Source organism: Enterococcus sp. DIV1767 (assembly GCF_050542585.1).
GTDB lineage: Bacteria > Bacillota > Bacilli > Lactobacillales > Enterococcaceae > Enterococcus_D > Enterococcus_D innesii.
Map to the genome: position 1 here is coordinate 3,312,190 of NZ_CP172936.1, position 17,400 is coordinate 3,329,589.

14 protein-coding genes are annotated in these 17,400 nt (G+C 38.0%); 3 read left to right on the forward strand and 11 right to left on the reverse strand.

Features of this window, described 5'->3' with window-relative positions:
• Nucleotides 1-112 precede the first annotated feature (112 nt).
• Entirely contained in the window at nucleotides 113-916 is an 804-nt protein-coding gene (locus IGI78_RS15730; protein WP_229045662.1) for a helix-turn-helix transcriptional regulator, read from the forward strand.
• Between the two features lie 575 nt (nucleotides 917-1,491).
• Here IGI78_RS15730 and IGI78_RS15735 read toward each other — a convergent pair.
• The 5 genes from IGI78_RS15735 to IGI78_RS15755 all read right to left on the reverse strand — a co-directional run bounded on the left by IGI78_RS15735 (nucleotide 1,492) and on the right by IGI78_RS15755 (nucleotide 4,329).
• Entirely contained in the window at nucleotides 1,492-1,956 is a 465-nt protein-coding gene (locus IGI78_RS15735) for a GNAT family N-acetyltransferase (RefSeq protein ID WP_195266349.1), read from the reverse strand.
• 117 nt (nucleotides 1,957-2,073) lie between these two features.
• Nucleotides 2,074-2,250, reverse strand: a complete 177-nt coding sequence (locus IGI78_RS15740) for a hypothetical protein (protein WP_195266351.1) — start codon at nucleotides 2,248-2,250, stop codon at nucleotides 2,074-2,076.
• 50 nt (nucleotides 2,251-2,300) lie between these two features.
• Complete coding sequence (locus tag IGI78_RS15745; RefSeq protein WP_229045663.1) at nucleotides 2,301-2,750, reverse strand: hypothetical protein; 450 nt, start codon at nucleotides 2,748-2,750, stop codon at nucleotides 2,301-2,303.
• A gap of 21 nt (nucleotides 2,751-2,771) precedes the next feature.
• Nucleotides 2,772-3,245: a hypothetical protein gene (locus IGI78_RS15750; RefSeq protein ID WP_229045664.1), complete on the reverse strand. Its 474-nt coding sequence runs from the start codon at nucleotides 3,243-3,245 to the stop codon at nucleotides 2,772-2,774.
• Between the two features lie 580 nt (nucleotides 3,246-3,825).
• Nucleotides 3,826-4,329 carry a VanZ family protein gene (locus IGI78_RS15755; RefSeq protein WP_195266355.1) on the reverse strand — a complete coding sequence of 168 codons (504 nt, stop codon included), beginning with the start codon at nucleotides 4,327-4,329 and terminating at the stop codon, nucleotides 3,826-3,828.
• Between the two features lie 142 nt (nucleotides 4,330-4,471).
• Between IGI78_RS15755 and IGI78_RS15760 the strand changes: the two genes are divergently transcribed.
• Nucleotides 4,472-4,855 carry a hypothetical protein gene (locus tag IGI78_RS15760; protein ID WP_195266357.1) on the forward strand — a complete coding sequence of 128 codons (384 nt, stop codon included), beginning with the start codon at nucleotides 4,472-4,474 and terminating at the stop codon, nucleotides 4,853-4,855.
• A gap of 622 nt (nucleotides 4,856-5,477) precedes the next feature.
• Nucleotides 5,478-5,918 (forward strand): NUDIX hydrolase, encoded by a 441-nt coding sequence (locus IGI78_RS15765; RefSeq protein ID WP_195266359.1) that lies wholly within the window; start codon nucleotides 5,478-5,480, stop codon nucleotides 5,916-5,918.
• Nucleotides 5,919-6,496: 578 nt separating this feature from the next.
• Here IGI78_RS15765 and IGI78_RS15770 read toward each other — a convergent pair.
• The 6 genes from IGI78_RS15770 to IGI78_RS15795 form a co-directional block, all read right to left on the reverse strand.
• Nucleotides 6,497-8,617 carry a glycoside hydrolase family 95 protein gene (locus IGI78_RS15770; RefSeq protein ID WP_195266360.1) on the reverse strand — a complete coding sequence of 707 codons (2,121 nt, stop codon included), beginning with the start codon at nucleotides 8,615-8,617 and terminating at the stop codon, nucleotides 6,497-6,499.
• Between the two features lie 94 nt (nucleotides 8,618-8,711).
• Nucleotides 8,712-10,211 carry an alpha-N-arabinofuranosidase gene (locus tag IGI78_RS15775; RefSeq protein WP_195266362.1) on the reverse strand — a complete coding sequence of 500 codons (1,500 nt, stop codon included), beginning with the start codon at nucleotides 10,209-10,211 and terminating at the stop codon, nucleotides 8,712-8,714.
• A gap of 4 nt (nucleotides 10,212-10,215) precedes the next feature.
• Complete coding sequence (locus IGI78_RS15780) at nucleotides 10,216-13,197, reverse strand: glycoside hydrolase family 2 TIM barrel-domain containing protein (RefSeq protein WP_430618144.1); 2,982 nt, start codon at nucleotides 13,195-13,197, stop codon at nucleotides 10,216-10,218.
• A 25-nt stretch (nucleotides 13,198-13,222) separates the two neighbouring features.
• A complete protein-coding gene (locus IGI78_RS15785; RefSeq protein WP_278252041.1) occupies nucleotides 13,223-13,828 on the reverse strand; it encodes a carbohydrate ABC transporter permease in 606 nt (201 codons plus the stop codon).
• Between the two features lie 226 nt (nucleotides 13,829-14,054).
• Nucleotides 14,055-14,924 carry a carbohydrate ABC transporter permease gene (locus IGI78_RS15790; RefSeq protein ID WP_195266367.1) on the reverse strand — a complete coding sequence of 290 codons (870 nt, stop codon included), beginning with the start codon at nucleotides 14,922-14,924 and terminating at the stop codon, nucleotides 14,055-14,057.
• Nucleotides 14,911-17,352, reverse strand: a complete 2,442-nt coding sequence (locus tag IGI78_RS15795; RefSeq protein ID WP_195266369.1) for a hypothetical protein — start codon at nucleotides 17,350-17,352, stop codon at nucleotides 14,911-14,913. Before IGI78_RS15795 ends, IGI78_RS15790 begins: the two co-directional genes overlap by 14 nt.
• Nucleotides 17,353-17,400: the final 48 nt, after the last annotated feature.

A 17,400-nucleotide genomic window follows, 5' to 3' on the forward strand; every position in this document is an offset into this window, starting at 1 on the left:
TGTGGGCCTCCTCTATCTGGTGTTGCCTAGCTGTCTAATAGTTCTACTATACCAGATTGACGGGTAAAATTATCTTATGTACACTATAATCACATTGCTCAAGGAGGTGCCTATGAATAATTTAGGAACCACGTATCGTAAAATCAGAAAAAGCCGTGGCATCACGCAAGCGCAAGTTTGTAAAGACCTGCTTTCAAGAACCACCTTATCTAAATTTGAGAATGAAAAATTAACGCCCTCCGTTACCCTTTTTATCGCACTTTTAGCGCGAATCGATTGCGGTTTTGAGGAATTTTTTTACATCGCCCAAGGATACCGTTTAAATGAAAAACAACAAATCTTGCATCAATTTTTCTCTTTGTTTTCCAACCAGGATCTAAAAGCATTGCTTGCTTTGAAAGAACAATGTTTACTTTTCCAAAGAACATCCGTCAGTAAAACCATTGACTTATTGTTGTATGTAATCGACTCTCTCACAGCGCTCTCAACGAATGCAGAAAAAGAAATTCCTTGCCTGCCCAAAGTTCTTTTGACGGTTCCCTGGGATGCACTTCAAGCTTATTCCGACTGGACCCTTGATGATATTAAGCTGATCAATTGTCTTTTATACCTCTTTCCAGTTGAAATCGCCCACGCCATCGCCCGCCAATTGATCCAACAACTAAAAAAATACGAAGCACTAGAAAACACTATGTCTTTACAGTGTGCGATTCATTTGAATGTCGCCTTGCTTTATCTGCAAGAACAGCAACACCAAGAAGCGAAAGGAGCCGCGGATCAAGCCCTGCTATTGGCAAAAAAGAGCAAGCGCTATGATTACTATTCGTTAGCCACTGCTCGAAAAAGTTTTGCGATCAAAGATACGGATTTGTTTGCGCAAGCAAGACAGATGGCATCGTTATTTGAGGATAAATAGACGTGTGAGTTGATTGAGAAGGAAGGACGACAGTTTTTGAGTTGATGGCAGGTTCATTGGAGGATTACATTGTTTATAATGAGGAAATTGATGATGAAAGTTTGTTTTGAGCTTAGAAAGTGACTAGCCTCTCCGTCTTTTTGGGAGTTTTGATGTTGTGATGATTCGGTCGATCGTTAATTGAATGCTTTTGGCGTTCCTTTGTTTTAGATTTAGACAAGATCACACGGTTGTTACTAGCGGTCAACAAGTAGCTTTAAATTCCACTATTTTAGATTTGAACCCCGCCCCTACTACACATTGAAATAATAGGCTTTATAGGCCTGTTTCTGTCGATGTCCAAAATTTGAAGTGATTCATCCCCTTAGATAACATTATATATCAAAAGAAGCTTATATTCTAAGTACTTTTCGTCATCTGTCGTAACTAGGGGAAATTAAGGCTGTTTGACATCGACAGTTGAAAAGATCTAGAACCTATTCTATACTATCGATGCGACTGTTCTCATTTGGTATTTTCTCTTATTAATATTTTGATCGTCAAGATTATGTGAACCAGTCGTTAAATACCGTTTTTTAAAAAAATTTGATAAATGAGACTTCATCCATCCCGTTTTGAATCGGTGTGATATTTTCTTGTTTATATCCCATTTGAGTATAAAAATGTATCAACCTGCTCTCTTGCAAAATAGTTTCTAAATGCCATTCTTTTACAGTATTAAATTCCATTTCGACCAGTTGCATTACTTTTTTTCCTAATCCCAAATTTTCATACTCTGGGAGTATAACTATTGGCGCAATTCTAGCTTGATCTCTTTGATCTGTAGTAACCACCCTTATGTAACCTATACTTTCTTTATAATTTTTAACTAGAAACATATAATTATTGGGTCGATTAAACTTTCTCAGAAAATCTTCGCTAGTTTCATTATAAGGAGATTCTTTATCTCCGTACTTTCTATACAATTTTTCAAAACCTAATTTTTGAATTTCATGAACTTTTAGTATATCCTCCGTCGTTATTCGTTCAATAAAAACCATATAGAAATCCTCCAATTATTTTAATAAATTAATTTCAAAATAAATTTTCTTCCAAATTCAATTTTTTACTTGGTATAAAAAGTTTGATTATGTTAACTAATTGGTAAAAAAGCTGAGTTAATCCAAAAGAGTTATTGTTGCGATTGCTGTTTTCAATATGATTAAATGCTTTTTTGTTGTTTCAACTTCTACTCTCATAGAATCTTCAAAAATATTTATTACTGTACCTCTAATATTTTCTAATTTATCGTTTAAAAATAGAATGTCTACTTGTGAGCCTAATAATACTTTCACTTCTAAATACCTCTTATTTCCTTTCAAAAATCACATTTTTAGATGGCATATTACCATGTCTTATAAACTCGAATATGATCCAGAACTTCCTCTGTCGTGCTTACTTGCTTGACATAAACTGCATACCCACTTACCCATTCATAACCATTTCGAACATTTAAAGTCTTATAGCGCTTATTATAATAGTCCCCAACTGCTGCCCCTGTAGCAATTTTATGCTTTCTATAAGCTGCAGATAGAACATCCACTCTGTAAGCACGTGTACGATTAAAAACTGGTACAGGATCTTCAATAGTATATTTATATACAGCTCCAACTTCTTCTTTCGAGTAACCATGTTCTTCTAAAATCGAGCTAATTGTTTCTAAGTCTTCAACTTTTTCTAAAACTACCGTTTCGTTGTCAATAGTAGCGACCTTCGTTTCTGAAGCTTCAACATTTTTAAAAAACAATACGCTCAAAGACACAACTACTCCCAATAAAAACAAATATTTCTTCATGCACAACACTCCTAACTATTGCTAATTTTGATTGATTTGATTCCACTTATCTTTCGCACTAGTAAAAACATTTTTTACAACTTTCATATCTTCGCTAGAAACTATTTTTCCTGTTGTTTCGTCTATAACGTTAAAATTCGAATCCATGTGTACCGTTTCGCTGATGTTTCCGCTTGTTGTCCATGTCACTTGAAAATCATTGTCATTTCCATCGTAATCAACTAATACGCCATTTTCATAATCTGTAGCTGTAATAGGAAGACTGGCTGGCACTTCGAATATATTTTCGGTACTAAGTTCAACAACAGAATACCCAATACCATTTTCATTGGTAGTATACGTTCTCCCAGTTTTTTCCCACGTAGAAACTTGGGAATACAAATCAGAGAGTTTATTCTTTTGAACTGTAGCAAATCCTGTAGCCCCCCCAATCAATACCACAAAAAACAAAATAACCACAACAACCATTTTTTTTGATCGCTTCATATTTTTCATATATACTCCTTTCTTTCGAATTTCTCACCCGAACATTTAATATTTTGAAAAGTTTAAATATTATTGAAATTATACTGAATCAATATATTTATATCAAATAAATTTATCGAACAAGCAAGTGGACTAAAAATCCGTCCATTTGCTTGTTCGTGTTAAGGATAAAGAACGACCGTCAATCGCTGGATCACGAGTGAGCCACAAATAACCTGTGAACAACCGTTGGCAGCACCATATCGCCTTTTCTACTCTTTAAATATCATAACTGCTAGTATGATAGACTAAATACCGGTAACTGGTCCGCAATGGGTTGTCACTGTGATTGAAGAACGAATTTCGTGGATTATCGGCCTACTTCTAGTAGGTCTAGTACTTTTGCTAGTTGATCGCTGGTTAGACGATTAGCCGATAATCAAAGCAGTTGCCTTCTAGCCTCACCACGGAGTCGCAACAGCGCAAAAAAATCACTCCTATTCGCAGTAGGAGGGATTTTTGTTGCAACTGTAATTTTAAACTAATTTCGTTTCGCACACTCATTTTTACACAGACCAATTCAAAAGTCATACTCGATACAATCCCCTTTTTACCTTATCTTCTCTTTAAAATTAGAAAATAATGGCGTCTCACTTATGGCAGAACCAATAATGAACCCACAAGTATTAGTGAAAATATCACCAAAATCAAAAATCCCTAAAGCAAAAACGTATTGGCTAATTTCTACAAGAAAAATAACCAAAATAAATAGGAGTAAATTTTTCTTGTTAAATTTAAATAAAAAACCATTAGGTATAAACATAACAATATTAAGCAATACCACAGCACTCAGTAAATCTTGAATGAACATAAGAGGATTCCATTCAATTCCTTGTATTCCAATATTTTTGAAAAAAAGTAAATAAATTAATAACAAATAATAAATAATATAAAATATATATATTGCCCATTTTGGAAAAAAACCAGAAATAAAACTTTGAACAAATAAATACAAATAAAAAGTAATTAGCAATATCTGTATCAATGGAATAACAAAATCAACAGATCCACTAGTAGGGAAAAAACTCATCGAAAAAGGATACAAAAATTCCATAAAAAACCATCTGGATACAAAAAAAGAAACTATAATTATAAAAAAATGGATTGAAATTAATTTTAAGTTTTTCATGAATTCTCCAATATATTATCGTATACATGCAATCGTAATATTATTATATCATGTTAGAGGATAAGTCATGGAGAAATATATGAAAAAGGTAGCTTACTCATTGCTTGTGTTAAGCTTTCTAATTCCCGTTGTTGCACACGCAGCCACCGATATTACTTACAAAGGATATGGTATTTGGTCTTGGTCATCTGTAAGTGATTGGTCAGTAAGCTCAACAAAAAAATACAAAGTAACACATAAACAAACAAGAACAACTGCAACCTCGAGTACATCAATGACAGTATATATAAAGAAAAAAGAATTCGTGGGTTCTAGCACTGCAGCTTCGTCTAGTTTTAAAGGCTCAACAAACGGTTCTTTTTCAGCTAATCTAGGCAAAGGAACATACTATTTAAGATTTGAAGCTCCGAAAGCATTAAAATTTGATATTAGTGGTAGCGTAACTCACTAAACGAAAAAACGAGCAAAGTTCTGCTCGTTTTTCGTCTTAGAGCGTTCGAAATCTCAAACGCTTTAAAAGAGCATAAGGGAAATCTGTGCTCATATCCATGGGATCCCCACAGTGCTGGGCGATTCGCCTGGGACTGCTAAAATCATTTTTGACGCCACACGCCGTCAGTCTGCCACACATTTGCCACTAGCTGACGGTAAGGAGTTTTCTGAAACGTTTAAATACAGCTTAACTCGTGTGTATACTAAAGACAAAAACAAGGTGGTGACAACCCTAGTGATAACCGATAGACACCCCAGACAAATGCTGACAATAAAGGAATTAGCTGAGTTTTTCGGAATAAACAGACAAGTTATGAGGAAACATGTTGACAATCTTGAGACAACCTACCTTGCCAAAAATAGCCACGGATATAAGTTTTATATCCCCTTCCACACTATCTTTGATACCTTAGTTAACTATAATCAGATCCATAATTAATCAAAACGTATGATCGACTTTCGTTTCAGTGCGGATCTTCACAACCATCACGAGCCCTATTTTAAATATAGATTATTGAGAATTTCCTTAGCGAAACAAACATAGTTACTCCCATGATACAATTAGTAAAAAGGAGACCTATATGGATAAAACTATTGGTGTTTTTAGTGTGATCATTTCAAATGATCGTGTTTTGTTGGTAAAACGAAGAGACCTTCCCCTATGGGATTTACCAGGAGGAAGGCTTGAGGTGGGAGAATCTATTTTTGATTGTTCAATTAGAGAAACCCGAGAAGAGACTGGTTACAATGTAAAAATTGAGAAAATTATTGGTTCTTACATCAATAATGAACGAAATGATACTCAAATACTTTTACTAAGCAATATAGTATCAGGCTGTCCCATCACTGAAGGACCTGAAACGAAACAACTGAAATTCTTTCCTTTAAACAGGCTGCCCTTGAATATGGTTCCTGCTAGACGACGTCAAATTAGCGATGCTAAAAAAGGAAAAGAGAATATTGAGATTGCTCTAAAAGAAAACGCAATCATTCAATTTATTCGTAAAATTTTGGTGTTATAGTTTAGAAAACGGATGAATTAGACGTGATTTTTCAGTCCCAGATTTAATTTTTGTACAACTCACCTGTCCTCGTAAACGAATTTTTGCCTAATACGCTGCTTTTAAAGCGTCTATAAAACATAAAATTTTTGAACAACCCATTCCTTCCGGAAATGATTTCGTTGTTGTATGATTTTGCAGAGTACAATGGATTTAGGGAAAGAACCCAACGAGGAGTTGCTAATTAGTTCTATAGCTTATCCCTTCATAAGTCTGTTAACCAGAGCACTCTGTTCCACTTACTAGCTGTTTCGATCAGGTGCTCGACTCTCAAATAGAAATCAGAAGACAGCTGCTCGCTCTTTTACTCCATATTCTATTAGGTGAAACGTGGCCATCCAGTGAGATTCTGGGAACCCCCACAGTATCAAGATGTTTGCTTCCTAATAGATAATAATCAACGGCCCATTTTGCCGGAAACCTCGGTTACTAATAACAGCGAGGAACTTCAATAACCTGATAGACTGGATGACAAAGAGCCAATATTTGACTCGTCACGTCGCCGTCGGTATTTTTTACAAACACTTATTTGACGACTTCTAATAAATATTTTTTTTAATCAGCTCACCGTTTTTCCACTGCATTTCAACTGTTTTATTCCCTTTGATTTTTAGTCCTTTGACAAAACCATCTTTCAGTTCATTTGGTAATGCAGGCAACCATTTAACGCGTCCATTGCGATCTTGAACAAACAGATTGGCAATCCCAGCGGCCACACCAAAGTTACCGTCAATCTGAAATGGTGGATGTTTGCTCCAAAGATTACTATAGGAAGCTTCCAAAATAGCATGCTGAATATGTTGATAGGCTTTTTGCGAATCTCCTAAGACAGCAAATAAATTGATTAACCAAGCATTACTCCATCCGGTATGTCCCCCACCATTTTCTAAGCGCAGAGCAATTGACTTTCTCGTTGCATTTAAAAGTTCATCTGTCTTATAAAGTTCACCAGGATATGCCCCATAAAGGTGAGAAACGTGGCGATGCCCGGGTTCTACTTCTTCAAATTCTTCTTGCCATTCCAAAATTTGACCTTTCGATCCAATTTTTACAGTTGCTAAATATGGTTGGATTCGCTTCATTCTATCCAACAAATCATCTTGGATACTTAGTGATTCACAAGTTCGCTGGAAGAAATCGAAGTTTTCATTGATTAAGCAGATATCCATTGTAGTTGACAGATGCAACGAGCATTTATTTCCAGCAGCATCGAAAAACAGGTTCTCTGGTGACGAAGAGGGACAGCTATGATATGTTCCATCACTTTCTATTAATGTATTGACTAAGAACATCACAGACTTTCGCAATACTGGATAAACCACCTCTTTCAAGTAAGTCCTATCTCCCGTGTACTCATAGTGCCGGTACAAATCACTGGCTAGCCACGCCCCGCCCATTTGCCACATTGCCCAAGAAGCATCGCCTCTACCAGTCTGGGATTGATAAGGAGCCCCCACTGGATTGGTTGTAAACCAACGATCTGTATTATGATGACATACAGATCCTGCTACACCATAATGAACACAGGCTGTCTTTTCCCCTGCACTAGAGAGTTGTTCAATAAAGTTACTATAAGGCACAAAGCATTCGTGTAAATTACAAGTATCCGCTAACCAATAATTCATTTCTAAATTGATATTTGTTGTGAAATTGCAGGACCAAGGCGCTCGCAGCTGCCAACTCCAGATTCCTTGTAAATTACTCGGCAGACTCCCAGGGCGAGAAGAACTGATCAATAAGTAGCGTCCATATTGAAAATATAAAGCGATTAGTCCAGGATCTGATTGCCCTTCCTTTACCCTTGCAATACGTTCATTCAGCGGCAAATGGACTTGGTCTCCTAAAGACATCTCCACGCGATTGAATAGTTCTTGATAGTCTTTCCTGTGGCACTTTTCCGCTTCTACAAAGCTTGAAACCTTTCGTGACTCTTTTCTTCTAAAAAGAAATGATACATTTTGGGCGTTTTCGATGACAAGTCGATCGTTGTCAAAAATCAGATTGCCATCCGTTTTCTCAATGATTAATTCATAGATATGTGTTTCTCCGCGTGTCCCTTGTACAAAGTCCCGTTCATTGCTTATATATTTAGGGTTTACGTGTTCCGGACATTTAACCTGTATTTCAACACAGCTTTCATTCGCATGGTAGATAACCCTTGAGTGTAACTGTGACTCATAGGCAATAATAATGGATTCTGCTTCGGGAGCAACGAATCTTCCCCACAAGGCTTGGTCAGGATAACTAGCAAAATACTCGCGCTGATAGACACCTTTCCTTCCTTGGTAGGTTATTTCTACTTTACTTTTACTTAAATCAAGACAACGACAATACTGTTCAATCGCTCCTTTTTGATCTGGTTGCGTAATGATCAGGTTTCCCAAGGGCAAATAGCTTTCGGTATAATTTCCTAAAAAAGCCGCTTCCACTTGTTGACCTGCTTTTAGATAACGGCCTTCTAAAATAGCTTGTTGTACTTCTGACAAATACTTTGCAGCTTCTGGCCTATTTTTATCATATTCGTATCCCGACCAGAGTAATTCATCATTCAAGCCAATTTTTTCAGGGAAACTTCCAAAGATCATTCCCCCTAGACTACCATTTCCAATAGGTAACGTTTCCTCCCATTCCTGCGCTGGACTTGTAAAGAAAAAATTCATTTTGAGGACCTCCATCATAAAAAGACATATGGCTGTTCTTGAAAAGAGTATTGTATCCCTGATTAAACAATCAGGCATGGTCATATTGCCCTCTTTAATTCAAGCTAATTCTTGTCATATTCCACGAGAGCGGCTTTGTGTTAATTGTAACTCTTCCTCCGTCAATCACTATCCGCTCCAACGAATCACGAGGGGCAACTAACTCTTGATTTGGCCCATTAACCGCTTTTGGATCATAATCAGCCATTTCAGTAGCTTCAATGACACTAGCTAATCTCAAATCAGAATCAACTGTGAATGCAATTTCTTCACAACGATGCTTATTAACAGAGAAAATGACTAACTCATTTTTTTCACCGTTCAAAATAGCAATACTGTCAAGATAGGGCACATTCTTGAATTGGTTTGTATCATAAGTTGCTACATCAACTTTTGTCGTTAATGCTTGGCCATGGCCATACAATGAAGCTTGTTGGTACGGATAGAAGATGGTCTGCTTCCAAGCGGTTCCATTTTTTTCGGTCATAATCGGTGCGATCACGTTTACCAATTGCGCTAAACAAGCAATCTTCACTCGGTCAGAATTCTTTAACAATGTAATGAGCATGCTGCCAACAAGCAAAGCATCTTCAAAATTGTAGATATCTTCCAAAATGTGCGGTGCTACCGTCCATGGTTTTTGCGCCGCCGTCTCTTCATTGGAGTGGTACCAGACGTTCCATTCATCAAAGGACAACATCATCGTCTTGTCACTTCGTTTTTTTGCTTTCATCGTGTCGCAAATTGCTATTACTGATTTGATAAAACGATCCATATCTTCTGACTTGGCCAAAAATTCAGCAAGGTTATCTGTTTTATTGTCGTAATATTGATGCAGTGATAAGTAATCGACATATTCATAGGTGTGATCCAGTACCGTTAATTCCCAATCCACGAATGTCGGTCGAGTACTGCTGGAACTGCCACACACCACTAGTTCAATTGAATCATCAACCCATTTCATTGCTTTTGCCGTTTCTTCTGCTAAGCGACCATATTCTTCTGCAGTCTTATGTCCAATTTGCCAATCTCCGTCCATCTCATTCCCTAAGCACCAAGTCTTAATTGCAAAGGGTTTTTCATCTCCATTTTGCTTTCGAAGATCAGACCAATAGGTACCTCCCTCAAAATTGCAATATTCAACAAGATTACGTGCTGCATCAATGCCCCGTGTCCCCAAATTAACTGCCATATTCACTTCAGTCCCGCACTTCTGCGCCCAATGCATATACTCATGCAATCCCACTTCATTTGTTTCAACGCTTTGCCATGCTAAGTCCAATCGCTGAGGACGATTTTCTTTCGGTCCTATGCCATCCTCCCAACGATAGCCAGACAAAAAATTCCCTCCAGGATAGCGAACAATTGGAACAGACAACTCTTGTACAAGCTTTAGAACATCTTGGCGAAACCCATTTTCGTCACTCGTTTCATGATTTGGTTGATAAATTCCTTCATAAACGGCTCGCCCCATGTGCTCAATAAATGAACCATAAATTCGACGATCGATTCTCGAAATTTGTTGCGTCTGTGAAATTCGTGTACTAGCTTTCACTTAATCACACTCCTTTTATTCTTACCTCAAATTGATAATGATACTTTTGTAAATGTAGTTGGTATTTGTCTAATACATCAGGACCACAGCTTCTAGAACCAATCCCGTGCTGTTGATAATCGATGTACAAATAGTAGCGGTCTGCTTTTTTTAATTCATGAAGATGTTGTGCAGAATCAATAGCCGCAACAGAATAAGGATGTACACTAAAATTAAAGGAATGGTTTCCTTGAAACTTGAGTGCTAATTGGCTGTCTGCCTTGAATGTTGCCCACTTCGTCTGGCAGTGATTACCACTTTCTTGTGGATACAAATATCGAAAACTCAGCTCATCTGTGACCTGGGAAAATACATCAAAGTAACTCCCATTTTCGGTATCTGCATAGGTTTCTATGGGCCCCTTCCCAGACCAGCAAGTTTTATCAAACTGTTTATGCAGCTGCCAAACAAGTCCGATACGGGGAACTGTCAGCGGATAGTTATTTTTAGGCTCCCCAGATATTTCATAGATAACTCGACCATCCTTGAAAAAAGTAATCGTCGATGTTTGCTCAATATGCCAAAACCTCCCTGCTGGCCCGATTGCTTCCCTTAAAGATAGCTTCAATTTCTCAGAATCATTGGCGACAATGCTGCAGCTCATTACATTTGTTAGCATGCGATCAACACCATACTCCCGCCACGTTTCACTAGAAATAAAATCATTGTTTGTTGTCGGTCGCCAAAAAATACTTTCTGGCGAAGCTAGATAAATGTCTTGTTGTTCGTTCATAAACTGCCATTTGCCAGTGACTTTATCCACTCTCAAATAGTTTGTCCCATGTTGGAGCAGCAAAATTTTTGCATCATCCTGAATTTCATTAAAAATGAGTAAATCAGGTTCTGGCTCAGGTAGAGAGAATCCTTCAACTGGCATAGATGCGACAATATTAGCTAGTTTGCCATGAAGTGCTTTTTGATCATCGAAAATCAACACTTTTAAAAGGTTACCCTTTTCTGTATTCAACAAATTCCTAGGCAACGTAATTTCGACGTCTTTTTCGTGGGGCAAATTGACGGTCACTATCTTTCTTGCTAACACTTCTTGATCTTGTTTCATTTCAAAACAACACTTCATACCTAGCAGGCCTTTGAATTGATTGCGATTACGTAGGATTATTTTTCCAACTTCATATGAGGAAAAATCAATGGTGATTGGTTCTTGTTGTCGCTGAATATCGAAATAACTAGGTGATGGTTGCAAATCAGGCGTCATTAACCCATCCAGAACAAAATTGTAGTCGTTAGGAATATCACCAAAGTCGCCGCCGTAAAAATAGGTCAGTTGTCCCTCTCGCTTTGCTTTGATTCCTTGATCTTTCCATTCCCATAAAAAGCCACCTTGTAATTGCGGTTCCTTATAGAACATTTCCCAGTACTCTTTTAACGAACCGGGGCCATTCCCCATCGCATGCCCATATTCACAGAGGATGTAGGGTTTGATAACTTTCGGATTATCAACGACCTCTTGTAATTCCTGAATCGTCGCATACATTCTAGAATTAAAATCGGCTTGTTGAACATCTTTAACATAGCGTCCATCCGTTTTTGAGAGACAATCACGGGACTCTCCTTCATGGTGAATCAAACGAGTGGGGTCCTTCTCGCGGCACCAACGAATCATGGCTTCATGATTGGTCCCATTTCCAGACTCATTTCCTACCGACCAGATAATGATTGAAGTATAGTTCTTGTCGCGTTCGACCATTTGTTTCATGCGATCAAGATACGCTTCTTCCCATTCTTGATTGCTACTCAAGAAATTTTGATCACCGGTACTCCCTATGCCATGGCATTCTAAATCCGCTTCATCCATCACGTATAATCCATAGCGATCACACAACTGATAAAATTCAGGGCTATGAGGATAATGAGCAGCTCGAATGGCATTGAAATGCGCTTGTTTTATCAACTGGATCTCTTCTTCTAAAAAACCTTTTGGCAAAGCTCGCCCCTTCGTCTCATGAAACTCATGATGATTGACTCCTTTAAAGAGAATTGGTTTGCCATTAATACAAATTTTATTTTCCAAAAGAGCAACTTCTCTGAAGCCAATTTCCTGACAAATTTCCTCTTCTGAAGTGACCAAGCGCAACCGATACAGTTCTGGCGTTTCAGCAGTCCATTTTTTTGGTGAAGCGACTGGAAAAGAAAAACAATGATTATCTTTATCTATCACGATCTTTTTTTGAAAGACAATGGCTTCTTTTTCTAAAAAGATTTCGCAAGCGAGCTGATTCCCATGAATTTTTGGAAAATCAATCGTCAAAATACCATTCTCATAATTGCTATCAAAAGATGTTTGAATTTGGAAATCCCAAATACATTCTTTGGGGCGACTAAGTAACGCTACTTCACGAAAGATCCCACTTAACCACCACATATCTTGATCTTCAATATAAGAACTATCGGACCATTGGAAAACCTCGATGACGAGTTGATTCTCACCCTTTTGGATATAAGCGGTTACATCAAATTCAGCTGGATTACGGCTGCCCTTACTAAATCCTATATACTTCCCATTCAGATACAAAGCAAAGCAATTATCTACACCTTCAAACCTAAGAAACTGCTGCATTTTTTGAGGGTCACAGCTAAAATCACAGCGATAAACCCCTACCGGAATCTCAGAAAATGTATAGGGTGGATTGATTGGAAATGGATATTGGATATTTGTATAGTGCGGTTTCCCGTACCCTTCCATTTGCCAATTACTAGGTACAGGAATCCGGTTACTATTTTGCCAAAATTCATCAGAAAAAAATTGCTCCTTTTCACTATCTAGATGAGATGGAAAATATCGAAATCGCCAAAAACCATTCAATGACAAAACTCGCGAAGAATTGTCATGATCATCCGTTGGAGCATAGGGAAGATAATAACTTCGCGAGCTTTCTCTATTTTCATGAATGCGCTTGGGATCTGACAAATAGTTTGTCGTAAACATTCTCTTTCCTCGCTTTCATTCATAATTAGTCTTTCATCCCAGTTGTCGCACCAGAATCTAAGATATACCGTTGGAACACGATAAACACTAATACTAATGGAATAATTGAAATCACTGAGGCAGCAATTAACACCGTCCAGTTTACATTTTCTGCCCCCACCAAGCTCCTGATGGCTACCTGGAAAGTGTATTTTTTGGGGTCGTTCAAAACTATCAACGGCCAAATGTAATCATTCCACCGCCATTGGAAAGAAAAGATGCTCAGCGTCATAATGATTGGTTTGGCAATGGGTAACATGATTTTCATAAATATTGTGCCATCTGAAGCTCCATCAATTCGCGCGGACTCGATTAAGTCATCCGGAATAGAGACAAAGAAGGTTCTGAACATGAAAATTCCGGTAGCAGTATTGATTGAAGGAATAATGATCCCAGCCAAACTATCATACAAACCTAATTTACGAATCACCGTAAATACTGGATTCATGATTACTTCGGTAGGTAACATCGTAGTTGCAATAATACAGACAAAGAAGAATTTCAACCACTTCATGTCATATTTTGCAAACGCAAAGCCACATGTTGCACTGGCAATAACCGTTAATATCGTGGTAATAACTGACGACTTCATGGTGTTCGTAAAGTATTTTACGAAATCCAGACTTGTCCATGCATCAAGATAATTCTGCACGGTTGCGTTCTCTGGCAAGATACTTAACGGGTAGGAAAATAATTCTGACCCGGGTTTAAAAGAGCTAAGTACAAACCATACTAGTGGGAACAAGTACAACATAGCCACAAGAATCAGGGCCACTGTGAGAATGATTGTGCTCGTTTTATCGTGAAGTTTTGAAGTGTCATTCATTTTTACCACCTCCAATTTTCATTTGAACGAGTCCGAGAACTAACAAGATTGCAAATAATACCATGGAGGCTGCACTGGCATACCCAACTCTCATCTTGTCAAATCCAGTTGTATAAATGTATTGCACAATGAACATATTTGCTGTGCCTGGTCCACCATTCGTTAAGGATTGAACTAAAGCAAATTCTTTCATGGCCCCAATACTAGCTAATAGGATCACCATAAAACTAGTTGGTTTTAATGAAGGAATCGTAATGTACAAAAACTTTTGAAAGGATGAGGCACCATCAATATCTGCTGCCTCGTAGTATGATTTAGGTATGTTCTTGAGCGCAGACATAAATTGCAACATATTAAATGCGGTCCCGCCCCAAAGCGCTGCTAACAGAATGACAGCAAATGCCGCGCTTGCATTGGAAAACCACGGAACGGATTCTCCCCCTAAATTCCCAATGATGTAGTTTACAAAGCCAAAATTTTCTCCAAACAACCATTTCCAAATAACCCCAGCGACAATTCCTGAAATTGTCCAAGGTAAGAAGAAAACTATTTTTCCTATGAGTTTTCCCTTTGTGTGTTTGTTATTCAACAAGATAGCAATTCCTAAAGACACAGCGTAAATCAGTGGCACCAAGAAAATTGCATAGGTAAAGGTCCGGAATAAGGAACGATAAAAACTCGCATCTTGAAATAAAGCAATATAGTTATCGAAACCAAGAAAGTTAGCAGTCCCAAATCCTTTATAATCCGTTAAAGAGTAATAGAAACCCAGAATTGCTGGTATGAGAAAAAAAGTAATGAACAGGACAATATTGACTCCCGTAAAAACTAAAGGCCATATATTTTTTTTAAGTTTCTTCATGCTCTGCTCCCTCTTTCATTTTTACAACTGGCATTACTTGGTACGACGCAAGATGGTCAATCTCATTCCAAACGAACAAGCCAAATTGAGAATCATCAAACGACTCATCGGTCATTTTCGCTTTTTTGACCGCTGTTATAAAAGACTCAAAAGTTGAAAACTCATTCCTGCTTCCGCACTTTACAAGTACCGTATGATCTATTCCTTCAGAAACGATGTCTCTCCCACGAGTATCCCCGCTTTGCTGCATTTTATACCCTTGCGAGAAGTAAACACCAAGGTAGCTTTGATCTTTTTTGATAAACAGCCAATTAGAATCATCCATATCTACCTGATCTAAATTCCAATAAGGCACATACATGTGGATAAACGGTACATATGCCTTCGATAAATTGTATTTCATACACAGAACATTTTTAAATTGTTTAATACAAGGCATTCTGCCATTTCCGGCCCAATAACTAGGTCGATTTTCGCCACTATGCATAAACTCACCTGGGTTATTAATCCAAAGCTGTGTCCCATCACTGCCTAAGGAAACGTTCATCATATGTTGCTGGTGACCCTTTTCAAAGCAATGATAGTCGATCCCACTAGCAAGTGAATATTCTCGACATTTATAAAGATACGTCTGCACTTGATTGATCCCCTGAAGATAAGTTACGGTCAATTCCTCCTTTGGCTGTAAATCAATCAAAGACAAGCACTCTTTTGGTGGAACATAATCAGATAGGCAAAACAGTGTCGATGCTCGTAAGGCGTAATTAAAATTTCCGCGGTCCCAAGCAATCGCTAATATATTACTGAGTTCTCCTAAACGCATGGCTTTCAAATCGTGCTCATAGGTTCTACCGAATGTGGAGGAAAGCGTGCCTCCATGAAAATTTACAGCCATGATTGTGAAGGTGAAATCCAGTGCTTTTTTCGCTGCATCTCTTATCTTTTCATCTGGCGCATTCGTATAAAGGCTGAAAAATCCGATTAAATCGATAGGTAGATACGTAGTAGAATTCCATTCAGAAAACCCATAGTGTTCAAATTGCTCAAACCACTGTAACAAACGTTGTTTTCCTAAATCGTATTGTTGACTTCCCTGTCTGCCACTCGTTACAAACGTCTCCTCCGGAAGCAAGCACCCAGCAAAATATTGGCAGGTATGAAACAACAAGGAATGATTTTCACTAAAGTACCACATAACATCATTGCCAGGTTCATCAATCCAATACCGAAAATGTATGGCCAAATCTTTTAATTTTGTCCTTAGCTTTTCTGGCAATTGCTCTTTTTTTCCTAGCCAAAAGCCTAACAACGGTGCAAACATAAAATCTGCACAATCTCCCCGCTCTTCGATCATACGAAAAGCAGGCTGGAGTTTTTCCCAGCACTCTTCTGACAAGGAACCTGTTAAGTGAATTTCGGCTAACGCACTATTCATATCCTGAATAGCCAGTTTTGAAAAAATCGTCAGCGCTGTCGTTTTTCTTTCTTCCAAATTTCCACCTAAATGACGCGCGAGTTTTTCTTCGTTATAAACTGTAAAAACAAATTTCTTGAACAGATATGTTTGATCCGGAAGTAAAACCCCCACAAATAGATGCGTTAGTCCTGAGGTAGGGATGTCTTCTACATCACCTAAGGAAATCCGTTGATTGTTTAACGGCAGAAACTGACTTTCTCGTCGGAAATCAGTCAGATTTCCCCCAACTTCTTCTGTAAAGGTGACTTCTTCATAAGTAACAAAGACTTTTTCAAAATAATCATAGTCTGAACAGATACTTACTTCCCCTTTAGAATAAAAGTCTTTTTCAAAATAAAGACCATTCAAGAAATCCTCTGCCTGTTGAAGAATCGTATCGTCATACGATAAAGGTAAAACGACTTGAAAGTGATGATTCGACAAAATTTTTAATTCAACAAAAAAGTTTACGTCCCGCTCGGCTAGATCATTCATGTACACGATCAGCTCGTTATCCCCCTGTTCAAGAGGAAGATTTACCGTGGTTTTCGTACCGTGGTTTCGCGTGTAGGGATGAAAATCGATGAGCAATTTTCCGTTTATCCAAAGAATAGCTCTTCCACAAGTAACCAACGCGCATTCCACCGTTTGGTTCTCTTGGCAACGTAGTTGTGCTCGCAAGTATGTACTTACTTTCTGCGGTGTTGCTTGAAAAGTAGAAAAATCTACCCTCGGGTTTTCAAAGCCATCATACACTTCTGAAAACACTTGCTTTCTAGGGTAAGGCACCTCCGAAAGTTCTCTCAAAAAGTTTGTTCGAATGGGGTATTCGACTTCTTGATATCCTTCCGTCATATTTACAGGAGCATCAATACAACTAGCTTTGCTTGCAACTTTTTGCTTTTGGAGCGTGCTGCGTTGCCAGCGATTGATAGAAGTGCCTTGCTTTACTGAATAAATATAATTGCTCATTCTTCTCCCACTTTCAAAATAGAATGGATGTGAACCGGATGAATATCC

What these genes read in the sequence shown, in the direction of transcription:
- IGI78_RS15730 (WP_229045662.1), top strand. Translation starts at nt 113, where the DNA reads ATGAATAATTTAGGAACCACGTATCGTAAAATCAGAAAAAGCCGTGGC.
- IGI78_RS15735 (WP_195266349.1), bottom strand. Translation starts at nt 1,956, where the DNA reads ATGGTTTTTATTGAACGAATAACGACGGAGGATATACTAAAAGTTCAT.
- IGI78_RS15745 (WP_229045663.1), bottom strand. Translation starts at nt 2,750, where the DNA reads ATGAAGAAATATTTGTTTTTATTGGGAGTAGTTGTGTCTTTGAGCGTA.
- IGI78_RS15750 (WP_229045664.1), bottom strand. Translation starts at nt 3,245, where the DNA reads ATGAAAAATATGAAGCGATCAAAAAAAATGGTTGTTGTGGTTATTTTG.
- IGI78_RS15755 (WP_195266355.1), bottom strand. Translation starts at nt 4,329, where the DNA reads ATGGAATTTTTGTATCCTTTTTCGATGAGTTTTTTCCCTACTAGTGGA.
- IGI78_RS15760 (WP_195266357.1), top strand. Translation starts at nt 4,472, where the DNA reads ATGGAGAAATATATGAAAAAGGTAGCTTACTCATTGCTTGTGTTAAGC.
- IGI78_RS15765 (WP_195266359.1), top strand. Translation starts at nt 5,478, where the DNA reads ATGGATAAAACTATTGGTGTTTTTAGTGTGATCATTTCAAATGATCGT.
- IGI78_RS15770 (WP_195266360.1), bottom strand. Translation starts at nt 8,617, where the DNA reads ATGAATTTTTTCTTTACAAGTCCAGCGCAGGAATGGGAGGAAACGTTA.
- IGI78_RS15780 (WP_430618144.1), bottom strand. Translation starts at nt 13,197, where the DNA reads ATGTTTACGACAAACTATTTGTCAGATCCCAAGCGCATTCATGAAAAT.
- IGI78_RS15785 (WP_278252041.1), bottom strand. Translation starts at nt 13,828, where the DNA reads ATGAAGTCGTCAGTTATTACCACGATATTAACGGTTATTGCCAGTGCA.
- IGI78_RS15790 (WP_195266367.1), bottom strand. Translation starts at nt 14,924, where the DNA reads ATGAAGAAACTTAAAAAAAATATATGGCCTTTAGTTTTTACGGGAGTC.
- IGI78_RS15795 (WP_195266369.1), bottom strand. Translation starts at nt 17,352, where the DNA reads ATGAGCAATTATATTTATTCAGTAAAGCAAGGCACTTCTATCAATCGC.